The sequence below is a fragment of the Candidatus Polarisedimenticolaceae bacterium genome (assembly GCA_036275915.1).
In the GTDB taxonomy this organism is placed as follows: domain Bacteria; phylum Acidobacteriota; class Polarisedimenticolia; order Polarisedimenticolales; family DASRJG01; genus DASRJG01.
This window is the reverse complement of sequence record DASUCV010000018.1, coordinates 55,780-69,168: the sequence shown is the minus strand read 5'-3', so window position 1 is coordinate 69,168 and position 13,389 is coordinate 55,780. Positions and strand designations below refer to the sequence as shown.

General features: G+C 63.2%; 17 protein-coding genes. 10 read left to right on the top strand and 7 right to left on the bottom strand.

Annotated features, from left to right (window positions below):
* Positions 1-82 precede the first annotated feature (82 nt).
* The 3 genes from VFV19_13890 (at position 83) to VFV19_13880 (ending at position 1,546) form a co-directional block, all read left to right on the top strand.
* Complete coding sequence (locus VFV19_13890; protein ID HEX4825390.1) at positions 83-778, top strand: AIM24 family protein; 696 nt, start codon at positions 83-85, stop codon at positions 776-778.
* Positions 779-967: 189 nt separating this feature from the next.
* Entirely contained in the window at positions 968-1,297 is a 330-nt protein-coding gene (locus tag VFV19_13885; GenBank protein HEX4825389.1) for a glutaredoxin family protein, read from the top strand.
* A complete protein-coding gene (locus tag VFV19_13880; protein HEX4825388.1) occupies positions 1,298-1,546 on the top strand; it encodes a BolA/IbaG family iron-sulfur metabolism protein in 249 nt (82 codons plus the stop codon).
* Positions 1,547-1,573: 27 nt separating this feature from the next.
* Here the strand turns inward: VFV19_13880 and VFV19_13875 are convergent, their stop codons facing one another.
* From VFV19_13875 to VFV19_13855, 5 genes are all read right to left on the bottom strand, one after another.
* Positions 1,574-1,894, bottom strand: a complete 321-nt coding sequence (locus VFV19_13875) for a hypothetical protein (GenBank protein ID HEX4825387.1) — start codon at positions 1,892-1,894, stop codon at positions 1,574-1,576.
* A gap of 472 nt (positions 1,895-2,366) precedes the next feature.
* Positions 2,367-3,491 carry a YncE family protein gene (locus VFV19_13870; GenBank protein HEX4825386.1) on the bottom strand — a complete coding sequence of 375 codons (1,125 nt, stop codon included), beginning with the start codon at positions 3,489-3,491 and terminating at the stop codon, positions 2,367-2,369.
* A gap of 3 nt (positions 3,492-3,494) precedes the next feature.
* Positions 3,495-3,842 (bottom strand): hypothetical protein, encoded by a 348-nt coding sequence (locus tag VFV19_13865; GenBank protein HEX4825385.1) that lies wholly within the window; start codon positions 3,840-3,842, stop codon positions 3,495-3,497.
* Positions 3,843-4,059: 217 nt separating this feature from the next.
* Entirely contained in the window at positions 4,060-4,713 is a 654-nt protein-coding gene (locus tag VFV19_13860) for a hypothetical protein (protein ID HEX4825384.1), read from the bottom strand.
* 13 nt (positions 4,714-4,726) lie between these two features.
* Entirely contained in the window at positions 4,727-5,194 is a 468-nt protein-coding gene (locus VFV19_13855) for a DUF4437 domain-containing protein (GenBank protein ID HEX4825383.1), read from the bottom strand.
* Positions 5,195-5,379: 185 nt separating this feature from the next.
* Between VFV19_13855 and VFV19_13850 the strand changes: the two genes are divergently transcribed.
* Positions 5,380-5,655, top strand: a complete 276-nt coding sequence (locus VFV19_13850) for a hypothetical protein (GenBank protein HEX4825382.1) — start codon at positions 5,380-5,382, stop codon at positions 5,653-5,655.
* Between the two features lie 233 nt (positions 5,656-5,888).
* Entirely contained in the window at positions 5,889-6,509 is a 621-nt protein-coding gene (locus VFV19_13845) for an MbcA/ParS/Xre antitoxin family protein (protein ID HEX4825381.1), read from the top strand.
* Here the strand turns inward: VFV19_13845 and VFV19_13840 are convergent.
* Both VFV19_13840 and VFV19_13835 read right to left on the bottom strand, forming a co-directional pair.
* Complete coding sequence (locus VFV19_13840; GenBank protein ID HEX4825380.1) at positions 6,506-6,775, bottom strand: GIY-YIG nuclease family protein; 270 nt, start codon at positions 6,773-6,775, stop codon at positions 6,506-6,508. The two genes, VFV19_13845 and VFV19_13840, sit on opposite strands and share 4 nt — an antisense overlap.
* Positions 6,776-6,787: 12 nt before the next feature.
* Positions 6,788-7,270: a hypothetical protein gene (locus VFV19_13835; protein ID HEX4825379.1), complete on the bottom strand. Its 483-nt coding sequence runs from the start codon at positions 7,268-7,270 to the stop codon at positions 6,788-6,790.
* Positions 7,271-7,437: 167 nt separating this feature from the next.
* Between VFV19_13835 and VFV19_13830 the strand changes: the two genes are divergently transcribed.
* The 5 genes from VFV19_13830 to VFV19_13810 all read left to right on the top strand — a co-directional run bounded on the left by VFV19_13830 (position 7,438) and on the right by VFV19_13810 (position 12,826).
* Positions 7,438-8,958 (top strand): choice-of-anchor tandem repeat GloVer-containing protein, encoded by a 1,521-nt coding sequence (locus tag VFV19_13830; protein HEX4825378.1) that lies wholly within the window; start codon positions 7,438-7,440, stop codon positions 8,956-8,958.
* A 158-nt stretch (positions 8,959-9,116) separates the two neighbouring features.
* On the top strand, positions 9,117-9,791 hold the full coding sequence (locus tag VFV19_13825) for a hypothetical protein (GenBank protein ID HEX4825377.1): 675 nt from the start codon (positions 9,117-9,119) through the stop codon (positions 9,789-9,791).
* 813 nt (positions 9,792-10,604) lie between these two features.
* The gene (locus VFV19_13820) at positions 10,605-11,024 is read left to right on the top strand and encodes a hypothetical protein (protein HEX4825376.1); all 420 of its coding nucleotides are present in this window, start codon (positions 10,605-10,607) and stop codon (positions 11,022-11,024) included.
* 95 nt (positions 11,025-11,119) lie between these two features.
* Positions 11,120-12,034: an MBL fold metallo-hydrolase gene (locus VFV19_13815; protein HEX4825375.1), complete on the top strand. Its 915-nt coding sequence runs from the start codon at positions 11,120-11,122 to the stop codon at positions 12,032-12,034.
* 135 nt (positions 12,035-12,169) lie between these two features.
* Complete coding sequence (locus VFV19_13810) at positions 12,170-12,826, top strand: hypothetical protein (protein HEX4825374.1); 657 nt, start codon at positions 12,170-12,172, stop codon at positions 12,824-12,826.
* Positions 12,827-13,389 lie beyond the last annotated feature (563 nt).

Below are 13,389 nucleotides of genomic sequence, written 5' to 3'. Positions count from 1 at the left end.
TGAATGCCCAGCTCCCCAACCCGATCGGGGATAAGCTCTCCGCTCGGAAGCAAGAACGACAACGAAAGGGAGGGGGCGACGCATGGAACGACCGGCATTGCGAGCCACAACTGCCAAGGACGAGAACTTCGCGGGGGTGACGTATCACGTCGAAGGCGAACTGGTGCCAGCGTTGACCGTGGAGCTCAATTCAGAAGTACCAGTCTACTTTGAGCATCACATTCTGCTGTGGAAGCATCCGACCGTTGAGATCAGCATCAGACCGATGAAGGGCGCGCTCAAACGGATGATGGCCGGGATGCAGGTCTTCGTGACGGAGGCTACCGGGCGCGGCCAGATTGCATTCAGTCGCGACGGAGCAGGCCACATTTTCGCCCTTCACCTCAAGCAAGGGGAGGGGGTGCATGTCCGCGAGCACCAGTTCCTCGCCGCGACAGGCAACGTCGACTACACCTTCGAGCGCGTGAAGGGTGTCGCGAACATGCTCTTCGGCGGAACCGGGTTTTTCATCGACAAATTCCACGGCGCTCACGGCGACGGCATCCTCTGGCTTCATGGTTACGGCAACGTCTTCGAGAAGATCCTCGCTCCGGGCGAACAGATCGACGTAGAGCCGGGAGGCTGGTTGTACAAGGACCCCGGTGTCGGGATGGAGACGAACATGCAGCGGCTCGCCACTGGGATGCTGTCCAGCATGAACCTCATCATGAACCGGTTCACCGGTCCGGGTCGGCTCGGTTTGCAATCCATGTACCTCCATATGCCGAGCGGCGAATAAGCGGAACGACGGCCGTCTTCCAGAGTGATGCCGGCTTGCTACCGCACGCGATCGCCCTAGCGCGCGAGTCGTTTCGCCAATCTAATCCCCGCCTCGATCCTCCGGGTCTCCTTGACCGCCCTGACTCGCGTCTGTTGCCTGGGCCCAAGTGGTAACCTGAAGTGCTTTCCTAGCGAAGGAGGTTCCGCCATGGGTCTCACGGAAGAACAGATGCTCGTGACCATCAAGGATGCCATTGAGAAGAACAAGATCGCGGTCTTCATGAAAGGCACGCCGGCCCAGCCGAAGTGTGGCTTCTCGGCCGCGGTCGTGGACATCCTCAACAAGATGAACGTTCCCTACGTGGGCGTCGACGCGATCGCGGACGCCAGATTCCGGCATGTGCTCTCGGCTCATACAGAGTGGCCGACGCTGCCCCAGGTGTTCGTTGGCGGCAAGCTCATCGGCGGCTGCGACATCGTCCGCGAAATGAAGGCCTCCGGCGAGTTCGACAGGTTGGTTGCGGAAGCGATCAAGTAAATGGCAAGTCTGGAGGAGGTCAAGTCCCTCATCGAGCAGGCGCTGCCTGGTTCCGACGTCGTCGTCACCGACCTCACGGGCGGCGGCGATCATCTCTCCGTCATCGTGGCCGCACCGCAATTTGCGGGCAAGGGGCTCATCGTCCAACACCAGATGATCCACGCCGCGCTGAGACACAAGATGGCCCCGCTCAGCCAGGAGATTCACGCACTCCAGATCAAGACGTCGGTTCCTGGATCGCGAGGCTGACGGCATCCGTCGGCGGCGCCAAACGCTTCAGCGCGTGGCCAGCCGCTTCGCGACTCGTATCGCCGCTTCGAATCCCCTCTTCTCCTTCACAGCCTTGACCCGCGCCTTCTGCGCCGGCTTCAGCGGCCGCATGTAGCCCATGTAGGCGCCCTGGAGCTTGAGCTGGGCGCGGCGCTTGGGCGTGAGGCGGAGGGTGCGGCGGTTACGTGCTCCGGGCTTCGCGGAGCGAGCGGCGGAGCGGGCGGCTTGGCGAGCTCGCTTCGTGAGCCGCGCGAGCTGGCGCTCGAGGTCGGCAAAGGCGCGCTCGATGGCGGTGAGTGAGCGTTTCAATGAGGAGCGGCGGGGCATGCGCGAAGCCTAACACGTCCGGTCCCATTGTTGGCCCTTTGTCGCCGCCTAGACGTTGCCGCCGAGAAGCGTGACGTTCACGAAATCGCTCCCCTTGAGCTCGTCCGCCAGAGTTCGGTGCCCGTCGTGGTATCGAGCGCAACCACAGCCCCACAGATGCCGCTAATTACAGCGAGGCTCACGCCGAATGAAGCGGACTCACGGTCGCGTGTCTCGACGTCTGCAGAGTTGGCACACACCGGTGCCTTCACAAGCCACGCAAGCGGACGTTCGAATGCGGTGGAGGAAGCGTGTCTTCCGGACGCGCTTGCCGGATCCGCTGCACGTCGCGCACCGATGGGTCTCCTGACACCACGGGCAGATCTTCGCACTGGCGTATTGCTCCCTCGTCAAGTCCACGTTGACCTCCCCGCGAGAGGCCACTCCTCGGGCGTGCTCAGGAACTTGCGATTGCGTTCCGCTGCCGTGCACGTCAAATACCGTGCGCTGGTCGAACGACCAAGATCTTCCCTTCGCGTCCGTCCGCGACGTAGGCCGTGCCGTCCTCGCTGACGACGGCGTTTCTGGCACCCGTCGCGGTCGTGACCATGGCGGCGCTCTGAAGAACACCTTTCTCATCGATGCGAGCGACGGTGAGCTTCGCCGCACGACCGGCCGCGACGTACAACGCGCGCTTCGCGGGCAGGTAATCGATATTGTCGACGCCTTCACCGGTGTCGAGCTTCGAAAGGATGGCACCGTCCTTACCAGCGTCCAGGACCTCGACGTGCTCCGGGCAAGCGACCATCAAGAGCTGGCCCTTGGGTTCGATGGCGAGCCCCTTCGGACCGTCTTCTCCGCAGGCGGGCATCCACGTCGCCGTCACCTTGCGCGTCGCGACATCGATCTTGAGAGTCCGGTCCTTGTCTTCGAGGTTCGTGTAGAAGAGCCCGTGGACGTCATCCACGGCGTAGCCTTCCGGATCGCCTTCCAACTTGAAGGTGCCGGACACCTTCGGCGTTCCAGGCTTGGAGACATCCAGGACCACGATCGCCTGGTCATGTGGCGTGGTGACCCAGACTTCTTTCGTGCGCGCGATGTACGCCAAGCCGTCGGGCGACCCCGTGAGCGTCACGCAGTCGCGGCGTTCGAGTGTTTTCGCGTCCACGGCGCAAATGCTGGAGTCGGCACGGTTGCCGACATAGACGACGCCGTCACCGACCGTCGCCGAGCTGAGCCCCACCATCCGCTTTTGCCCACGGCGCTCGACCTCCTTGGTCGCGAACTTCTCCACCGTCCGGACGTCTTTGGTCTTCGTGTCGATGACAACCGCGTTGCCGGTCCCTCCTGCGGGAACCCAGACACGATTCCTGCCACGGTCGACGGTCAGGTAATCGAGCATGACGCCGTCTGCGGGCGCGCCCGGCAACGCGAGAAGCGTGAGTTCGGAGCTTGCGACGGCCGGCGTTGGAGCGATGGCCGCTGCCGGGGTCGGCTTGGCAGCCTCGGTCGCGGCCGGCGGAACCGCCGCGGGCTCAGCGGCCTCTGCGACTATGGCGGTGGACGCGATCAGCACACCGAAGCTCATGACGATGGTGGGACACAGGCATCGAGACATCTCTTACTCCTCTTCGACGAAGGTGCCATCGGAGCCGAACGTTGCTTCCTTCTTCTTGGTGCCGGCGGCGAACGCGAGTTCGTAAGTCACCTTCCCGTCGGCGGCGGTCTGCATCTCGGCCCGGGTCGGATTCGCGGCGCCGTATTTCGCAGCGAAAGCCTTCATGACCGCGGGCGGGACGTCACTCAGTGCAACGTATTGTTCGGTCAAGAGGATGGTCCCGTCTGGACTGACGTCGAGCGACATCCCCTTCCCGGTCGTTGCCGCGAGCGTGACTTCGAATTGGGTCTTACCGTTCTCCCGCTCCTGCTTGCAGGACGCGATGGTCGCGCCGGCGTGCGCCTTCTCCACGGCCGCCTTCACCGCCGGCGGACATTCAGCCGCCAGGAGCGGAACGAGGGCCGCGTGGACGATCGCCAGTCCGGCCGCTCGCGCAATGGCATTGGAATGATGCATAGGGATTCCTCCTGGTTCGGGGAGGCGGAGAGCCTACACCCGATCGACGTGGCCGCGCTTCGGCCACCCTGCTTGCCGCGCGTGCAGACCCTATCCCACGCGCGGAGTGGAATCAGCTCTCTCCCATTCTTGGAGCATGTCGGCAAAGCAACCGTAATGCGCGATCGAGGTTGCTGAACGTCCGGTCCAGACTTGACATCGCGTCGTCGTCGGTATCACCCCAAGCCCAAAACGAGATACAGAGCTGGAAGCCTTCAGGGGCAAAGGGAAGGGTGTGGTAGCCGACTTTCGCTAACGTGGTCCCTACGGCACCCCACTCGAAATCGGTGTCGAGACTCTGGAGCTCCACGAGCACGCGTTCCTCGAGGTCGGCGACGACTGGATAGGTCACATTCATCTCCAGGCGTCGCATGAGGATCATGAGTCTCCCAGTACACTCGCGTGCCTTGGGAAATTCACGGGATTCATTTGCTCGAGGTCCTCGGAACGCGCAGTCGTTTGACTCCACGAGGGACTCGGGACCATTGATCCAGCGAAGCAACTCGTAAAAGGTCGCGATCGCGGGGTAGCGGGACCACGGCTTGAAGTCTTCGAGGACTTCCGCGATCAAGTCCGAGTGTTCTTTGAAGTCGTAGTACCGCTCGTCGGCATTGTCGATCGCTGTGTCCCAAGGATGATCCCGGGGCGTTTCGAGGACGCGCTCGACATTGCGGTAGACCTTCATCTCATACTCTCGGCCGGGCGCGACGGTCTCGACGAACGCCACCGCTCGTGGGTTTCTATTTCTTGGCGGGCGCGCCGGCGGCGGGCGCCGCGGCGATGAAGTCACCCTTGCCGTGCTGGTGGACGAAGATGATGCAGTCCGTCGTCCCCTTGCACTCGTCGTCGTGCATCTGCTTGCCCGGTTGGAAGACGTAGCTGCCCGGCGTGAGCTCCTTCGGCTGTCCGCCCTCGAAGGTGTGGACCCAGTTGCCCTGGACCGCGATCGCGTAGTAGTCGGACGTGTGGGCGTGGATCCCGGCGTGCGCGCCCGCGGGGAGCTTGAGCAGCATCCCGTAGTCGGAACCCGTGTCGCGGTCGCCCCACAACGCGACCTTCGACAGCGGACTGTCCTTGGTCAGCGGCACCCACTTCTCCTCGGAGGCGGCCCACATCACGCCCTGTTTTTTGGCGGTGGCGCCGGCGGCGAATCCCAGTGCGGCGGTGGCGACGAAAGCGAGACCAATCCCAAGCGTCTTTATGCGCATGAAAGCCTCCTTGAGCGGAGGCCTATCTTAGGTCGGCTTGACGGTGCCGGATACCGTGCCTCGAAGGATCTGTTCCGGTTGGTCCCAGGCGCGTATCGGGAGAGGCGTTGCGCGACCAACGCCATGGTGAGCCCTGAGGAAAACTCTTGCCCTATCCGCTCCCCCAGGAGTACAAAGTCACGTCGATGGCGAGATTCCTTATCGAATTCCCACACGAGGCCGACGGAAGGGCGTGCGTCACCTTCGTCAGGTTGGCACTGAAGTCCGGCTCGCACTTCCTGACGCAGGCCGACTGGGGATGCAAGGACGGCGTGCACAGCGGGTGGGTCGTCATCGACGCGGACAGCAAGGAAGAAGCGCAGCTGGTGCTGCCGCCACCTTTCCGCGCGAAGGCCAAGATCATCGCGCTGACCACCTTCACTTTGGCCGACTTCGACGAGGCCACCGGCCGTCAGATCTAGACTGGGTCACCCCGCCGCCCTCCGGCGTCGCGGCGAGTGCGCACCTCGCCAGCGGGAGACCTGGGCTTTGACGCGTATGATGCCGCCCTTGGGCGTGCGAGATGTCGCTAGAGGGGCTATCCTCGCAACGGGAAGCGAGAAGCAACTTTCCACGCTTCCCTCTAAGGCCCTAAATGCCAAAGGCCCCTAGTCCCTTTTCCGAAGGTCATCGTGTCAACAATCCCACCTACGGGTTGGGAACGATCAAGGACGCCAATGACCAGTACACGACTATTGTGTTCGACGACCATGGAACAAGAAAGTTCTTGAGCGCCATGGTCCAACTTGAACACACGGATGACCCGGCTCCGCGGCGCCCTGCGCGGCGTGGAGATCGCGCCGTGGTCCGCCCGAGCGTGCCCGTTCCCGTCGAGCAACGCCGCCGCGTTCGCCACAAGAGTCACTCTGGGACCACCGCTGAGATCGCGAGCATCGTGCCTGAGCTCGACACGCTTGCTCCGAATGATCAGAATTCGCCCGACGATGCGGCGCACGAATCACCGACGCGCCCGGACTCGACACTTGACCGGTCGGCGCGTAAACGCGAACACGCAGTGCAAGACCCCGCTGAAGTTCGCGCGGCGATCGCGGAGATGAATGCGACACATTACGCGACGTGGCCGGACGCTCCTCTTCCGGCATTGGACGGACAGACGCCGCGAACGGCCCTGCAAACCGAAGACGGTCGACAGCGTGTCGAGGCATTGCTGACCGCCTTCGAGGAGAGCCAAGGCAGCGACCGCCCACGAGCTCCTGACTACGACTTCAATCAGCTCCGCGCGGCGCTCGGTTTGCCGTTACGGTCGCGCACTTAAGAATACGCGTCGGGCGCAGCCGGACGCGTGATCAGCGTCTGCTTGGCCTCTCGTCCCATCCGCCGCAACGCCGCCTCCCGTCTGAGCGCGCTGGAGCGATTGGGGTGACGCTCGTGGTAGACGAGCGTGACTGGTAGCCGACTGCGGGTGTACTTCGCACCGACGCCGGTCTGATGCGCGACCAAGCGCCTTGCGACATCGACGGTGGTGCCGGTGTACAGCGTCCCGTCGCAACACCGGAGGATGTAGACGAACCAACCCTTCACCGGACGATCATATCAATGCGGCGCGGGTGGGAACGGAACCGCGCGCGTACACACGATGGCCACCGCCGGTGCGGAATCGGCGCGAGACATCTTCTTCCCTTCCCATTGCACGTACCTTGCAGCTCCAATCACGACGCTGTCGGACGTGACGTTCAACTCCGTGGGTTGAGCCACCTTGAGATGCATACGTGCACGCCCTTCGGCGCTGAAGAATACGTGGACACCTGCGCCCAGCGCGTTCACGGAGCTCACAATCAACGCGTCGCCGGACGAAGCAGGAGGCGGGGCTCCCCAGATGCGGACCTCGACTGGTTGATTCCTGAAGCGTTGAATCGCACGCGTGATGGGGCGACGACCCGTGGCGAGGCTCGTCGCAAGCAGAACGCCGGCGACAAGCGCGAGGACGACGAAGATGGGCTTCGACGTCAGGACGCCGGCGACAAGCGCGCCGACCATGACAGTGGACAGCAGAAGGCGGGCGGGTATGGGACGCATCCTGACGAGAATAGCTCGCGTTGGCCGGAATCTCAGATCGGCCTCCCCATGGGGTTGCGGGGATGGGAACACCGATCGATAGCTCGGCGGTGTTTCTCGACGTATCATTCCTCGAAATTTCAAGCATGGGTTGGGGAGTCTCGCCTCCGCACGGAGCGCATCGAGGGGTGGCAACCTTGAAGAAGCTCGCGGTCTGCCTCGCTCTCACGATCACGACAACGTTTGGTCCGACGCTCGCGGCGACGATCACCCGCCTCGTCCCGTTCACCGCGACCACGGGAGGGGACCCGCTCGCGCCGCTCCTCCAAGCGTCCGACGGCAACTTCTACGGCACAACGGCGCAGGGAGGAGACGACGGTCTCGGCTGCGCTCAACCGTGCAACGGGACCGTCTTCAAGCTCACGCCGCAGGGACAGCTCACGGTCCTTCACACGTTCGCTTACGAAAGCTCCGCAGCGCCGTACGGAAACGGCAGCGAGCCGGAGGGCGGTCTCGTCGAGGGGCCGGACGGTTGGCTCTACGGTACGACGTACATGGGCGGCGTCCCACACAGCGACGGCATCGTCTACAAGATCAGCAAGACCGGTCAGTTCCAAAAGCTCTACGATTTCTGTTCGACGACGCCCTGCTCCGACGGCGCGAACCCGCAGGGTAGCCTCGCGTTCGGCGCCGACGGCTACCTCTACGGCGTCACGACGAGCCCGATCATCAACCCGTACCTCTTCCGGATCAGCACGAGCGGGGCTTATACCGCGCTGTACGGGCTCTACAACACCGGGCTCGGCACGCCCTCGAACGGTCTGATCCTGGGTTCCGACAGGAACCTCTATGGTCTTGCGGCGGGAGGCGTCTACGAGATTACGCGTGGAGGAGCTTTACAGATCGTGCACCTCTTCGGCACCGGCGAGGGGTTCTACGGAACCGGTCCACTCATCGAGGGGGTCGACGGCAGGTTGTACGGCGCGACCTACCAGGGCGGCGCGGCCAACGTGGGAATCATCTTCGCGGTGGATCGGGACGGCAACAACTACCAGAGGATCCTCGACCTCACGACAGCAGCGGAAGGCCAGCGCCCAAACGGAGTGGTGCAGACGGCCGACCAGAATCTGTGGGACACGACGACCGGCGGGGGAACACAGTCCGGCGGGATGGTCTTCTCGATCAACACGAGCGGGACGCTCCTGCAATCCGCTTCCTTCACGGTGGACACGGGCAAGTTCGTGATGGACAGTCTCGTGCAGGCGAGCGACGGCAAGCTCTACGGCACCGCGTCAAGCAGCGGACCCAGCGGGTACGGCACTGTGTTCATCGTCGACGGCGGCCTGACTCCCCCCGCACCGGGAGAGGCGGCGGTCTCGGAAGCGATGATTGTCACCGCGTACAACAAGGCCACGGGCGACATCACCGTGAGCTACGGGTCCGCCTGCTTCGCCACCGACCATCACATCGTGTACGGGCCGCTGTCGAGCGTCTCCACGTATGGGTACAGTGGGCAAGCCTGCGGCGTCGGGAACCACGGCACGGCGACATTCAATCCAGGGGCGGGGAGCTTCTTCTGGGTGATCGTCGGGAACACTCCGACGCTGGAGGGATCGTACGGGAAGGCCTCTGGAGGGGGCGAGCGCCCCGAGGCGATCGGACTGCCGGGGTGTGACTACCCGCAGAACCTGTCGGGAGGCTGTCCGTAAATTCGTCCAGGGCGGGCCTTGACTTCCTCCCCCACCTCGGCCCTCCTGTCCGAGATGCCGCATCTGTCCGCCGCCACGCTCACGCTCGCCGCGGCACTGGGCGCGTGGACTGCGCGCCACGTTAGGCGGCTCCCGCAGGCCACGCATCGGAGATCCTGATGTTTGTTGGTCACTACGGCCCCGCGTTTGTGGCGAAGCGCCTTGAACCATCGATCCCTCTCTGGCTGCTCTTCATCGCGGTCCAGTTCCTAGACGTTCTCTGGGCGCCCTTGGTCTTGCTTGGAATCGAGAGAGTTAGGATCGTGCCCCACTTCACTGGCTCCAACGCGCTTGATCTCTACTACATGCCGTTCACACACGGGCTACTGACCGCGCTCGCTTGGGCACTCCTGGTTGCGGTTCTCTACCGAGCGATCATCCACCCTGCGCGGTGGCAAGCAGGCGTCGTGCTTGGGGCCGCGGTGTTCTCACACTGGGCCCTCGATCTTGTCGTCCATGTCGCGGACTTGCCGCTTTACGCGAATACTGCCAAGGTCGGCTTTGGCCTCTGGAACGCCCCCTTGATCGCGTTCGCCGTCGAAGCTCTCATACTTGGTGGCGGGCTCTCGTATTACCTGCGCGGCGGCGCCCGCCGCCCGGTCGGAACCGTTGTGTTCGGCACGACGCTGCTGCTCATTCAGGCATTCACGACCTTCGTCTCACCGCCCCCAAGGTCAGATCGTGCGTTCGCCTACACTGCACTGACCGCCTACGTGCTCTTTGCGCTGGTGATCTGGTGGATAGCTGATCGCCGCCCCCGCGACGTCAGAGGCTCGACCGCGACCACGCCTTGACTTCCTCCCCCACCGGGCTGGGCACGTCGATTGCTTCGGCCACCGTCGGTAGAAAGCACGACGCTCACCCGGCCTAGGATGGTAAGTTCCGCACCGAGGAGGTGGATAATGAATAAGAAGGCAAGGTTGGTAACTTCGGTTCTGATTGCCGCCGTCGTCGCCACGGGAATTGCGGCACTGTTAGCCTCGCCGACGGCCTCCGCCGGGTCGTGCTGGAAGGTCGACTGCAACACCTGTTGTCAGGTCGGCGGCAAAGTCATCTGCACGCAGCGCCTTTGCTCGTAGTTCAGACCTGCGCTGCCGGCAACACGCCCCGCGCGACCGCTTGACGCGTTCTTAGTTCGGGGGTAATGGTGAACGCACCCGCGCTCCGATCCCGAAGATCGCCGGCGTTCGATGGTCGACGCTGCATTACCAGGCGCGGGCGAGGAGAAACTCATGAAGGAGAACATGCAGGCCCTGGACCTCGAGGTGGAGGAGATCGAATCCCGCGAGCGCAGTGGAGGGTGCAACACGTCGTCGTCTACGAGCCGGCTTTGTACCTGTCCGTGCTTCAATACGACACTCCGACTCGCCACCACCAAGAAGTAAGTCGACGGGGCAGAGGCCGAGGGAAGGGTGGTTCCCCCGGCCTGTTCGACGCAGGGATACAAACTGCGGCCTAGGGCGATTCCCGGCCGTCGAGGCCACGGATGGACGCCATGTCCCAGGGGTCGTAGTAGCCGGGGACGACGTGCCACCGCTGGCCGAACTCGGAGTGGCACGCGCCTCGCCGCCGGGCGCGCGGGCGACGCGCGACGTTAAACCGATCTGATGAACACTGACCAGATGCGCCGAATACTCATTGTCGCGTCGGCGTTCGTGTTGTGCACCACTGCCGTCATTGCCTGGGAAGATCCCCCCGACGGGGTCACTCCTCCTGTACGACTAAACCCGACCGAACTCCCACCGCCCAAGGTGCTGGAGAACGCTCGATTCCGAGTGAAACTGCTCTACCGCGTACACATCGAACCGGACGGGTCGGTAGGCGTGATTGAACTCTTGTTGTGCGGCACGCGGAACGAGGGCGAGAGCGAGCTTAGCAAGGCTTCGAAGGAGATCTGTGATCCGATCGACCAGGAAATTCGCGGCGGAGTGTCCAAGTGGAAATATCAACCGGCGGTCAAAGACGACAAGGCCATCGCGTTCGACTCGGTAGTGAAGGTCGATATCGTTCCCTCGGGCTCGAAGTGAAACGCGCTGACGGTCTAACAATGCTGAGGCGAAGGCAAGCGGCTCGCCGCGGGGTGCGCGGGCTAGCGAGCTGCTTTGGGCTTGCACCACTGGCCATGCTTCTCGCCGGATTCGCAACGACGAGCTCGCCACCGGCTGCGGCGGGCGGCGACTCGACCAAGGCGCAGATCACCATTCTCTACGACGCCTTCGGCAAGTCTTCCGCCATGCAGAAGGACTGGGGGTATGCCGCACTCATCGAATATGGTGGCAAGCGCATCCTCTTCGACACAGGCAACAACTCCGACATCCTGGCCCAGAACGCGAAGGCAAAAGGCATCGATCTATCCAAGCTCGACTTCGTCGTCATGTCCCACCGCCATGGCGATCACATGGGAGGCATGGCCTATGTCCTGAGTGTGAATCCCAAGGTGAAGATCTACGCGCCCAAGGAGGGTTTCGGCGTGTATGGCAGCGACCTGCCGAGCACCTTCTATCGCAAGGATGCCTCTCTGCCCCCTGAGCAACGCTACTACGACGGCGCGCCACCCGCAGTGATGCGGTTCGGAGCCGCCTGGCCCGGCGTCAACTTCGAGTTGATCGACAAGACCACGGAGGTTGCCCCCGGCATCCATCTGATCGCGCTGGTCTCGGACAAACCGGGGACGCTAGAGTTGCGCGAGCTGTCGCTCGCGATCAACACGCCCGACGGCATAGTGATCGTGGTGGGCTGCTCGCATCCGGGCATCGACAACATCGTCGCAGCCGCGGCCGCGATCAACCCACGAATCCACTTCCTAGCTGGCGGTTTCCATATGGTGGTATCCAACGACCAGGAAATCGAGAAGATCGTCGCGACTCTGCGCGATACTTTCAAAGTGGCCTTCATCGCACCTGGCCACTGCACTGGCGAGCCGACTTTCACCGCACTCAAGAAAGCATTTGGTGATCGTTATCTTTTTGCTGGGCTAGGTACAACCTTCGCGCTGGGTGCCACGCCACGCTCGATTTCCGACGCTGGTCACAGTTGAATCGCCCGGCGTTTCTCTGAGACCGTTCGTGTTGAGTCGCCCACGCACGGCACAATTGCTCTCCTTGACTTCCTCCCCCACCGAGCGAACCTGTGCGGGTGCCGCACCCTCGCGCTACCAGCAGGAGCAGCGACCATGAAATCGACCTTGGCGTGCGTCTCGATGATCATCGCGAGCGTTACCACAGCGCCCGCTCACGCACAGTTCGGTGTGCCGTGGCGTCACAGCCCAAAGATCGTGGTCATCGGTGCCGAAGGCGACCCTCGTCTGAAGCTCGTCGATGAAGCCGTGTCGTTCTGGAATCAGACGCTGGAAGACCTTGGCTCGGGTTTCAGGCTCGGGCCCGTCCAACGACTCGTGCGCCCGGTGCCGGAAGAAGCATTGCAGTCGCTAAGCCATTCCGTGGTCGGCGCCTCGAACGGACGCGTGGACATCCCCCCGGCACTCCGAGACCTACCCGGCGATCTCACGATTCTGCTTGGGCAATCTGAGTTTGTCTCGTTCACAGGACCGTTTGATGCGGCTTCGAAACGCGTCATCGGCATTCGCGGGCCTGACTTTCCTCCGATCAACCTCCCGAACGTGGCGCTCAACGTGATCACTCACGAACTGGGTCACGCCATCGGCCTGGGGCACAACAGCGACCCCACCATGCCGATGTGCGGCCGTCCTGCTCCCTGTCGGCCCAGCTTGTTTCGCTCGGACGAGCGTCGAATCTTTCCGCTCATGGACGACGAAAAGCGTCAGCTCCTCAGACTTTACCCGGCGAATGGAAAGTCTCGATCGCCGTAGTGGCGCTGCGACTCCCCCAACATCGTCCCCGTTGGTGCCTCGCCCGCCACTCGTCGCCTCTTACAACGACGGTCTAGACCCACCTAGTGACCAGAAGACAGCCGCGAAGTTGCGAAACCTTGCGTGCTGCACCTGGTTACCTGCGGGGACGGGCATAGCTTCTGCTGCCCGAACAACGCGCTCTGCATCCGTTGGGCGGGGTAGAACTCTCCGGTCCCCGGCCGAGCTTGCGGCCGGGGACCTCTTACCTGTCGAGAATGCGAGCGAGTCAGCCTCGTGACCGCTCGTGACCTACCGCTGCTGTGCGGGGCGCACCCTTCGCATCAGCGATCTTCCCCGCGCCATTGCGAGCTAGTGTTTGCAGCCCGGGGTCGGCACGCAGTACGGACACCTGAAGCAGCTCCCGCCGCCCAGATGAGTGCACGGCGGACAGTCGGCGGGCGGCACGCAAAACAAGCATGCGTTGCTGATCGGGGTTGGAATCACCACGGCGAGCGTGCCCAACGCGATCACGACGAGAAGAGCGGAGCCGAACAGTTTCTTCATGCCGAGGCCTCCTCTTG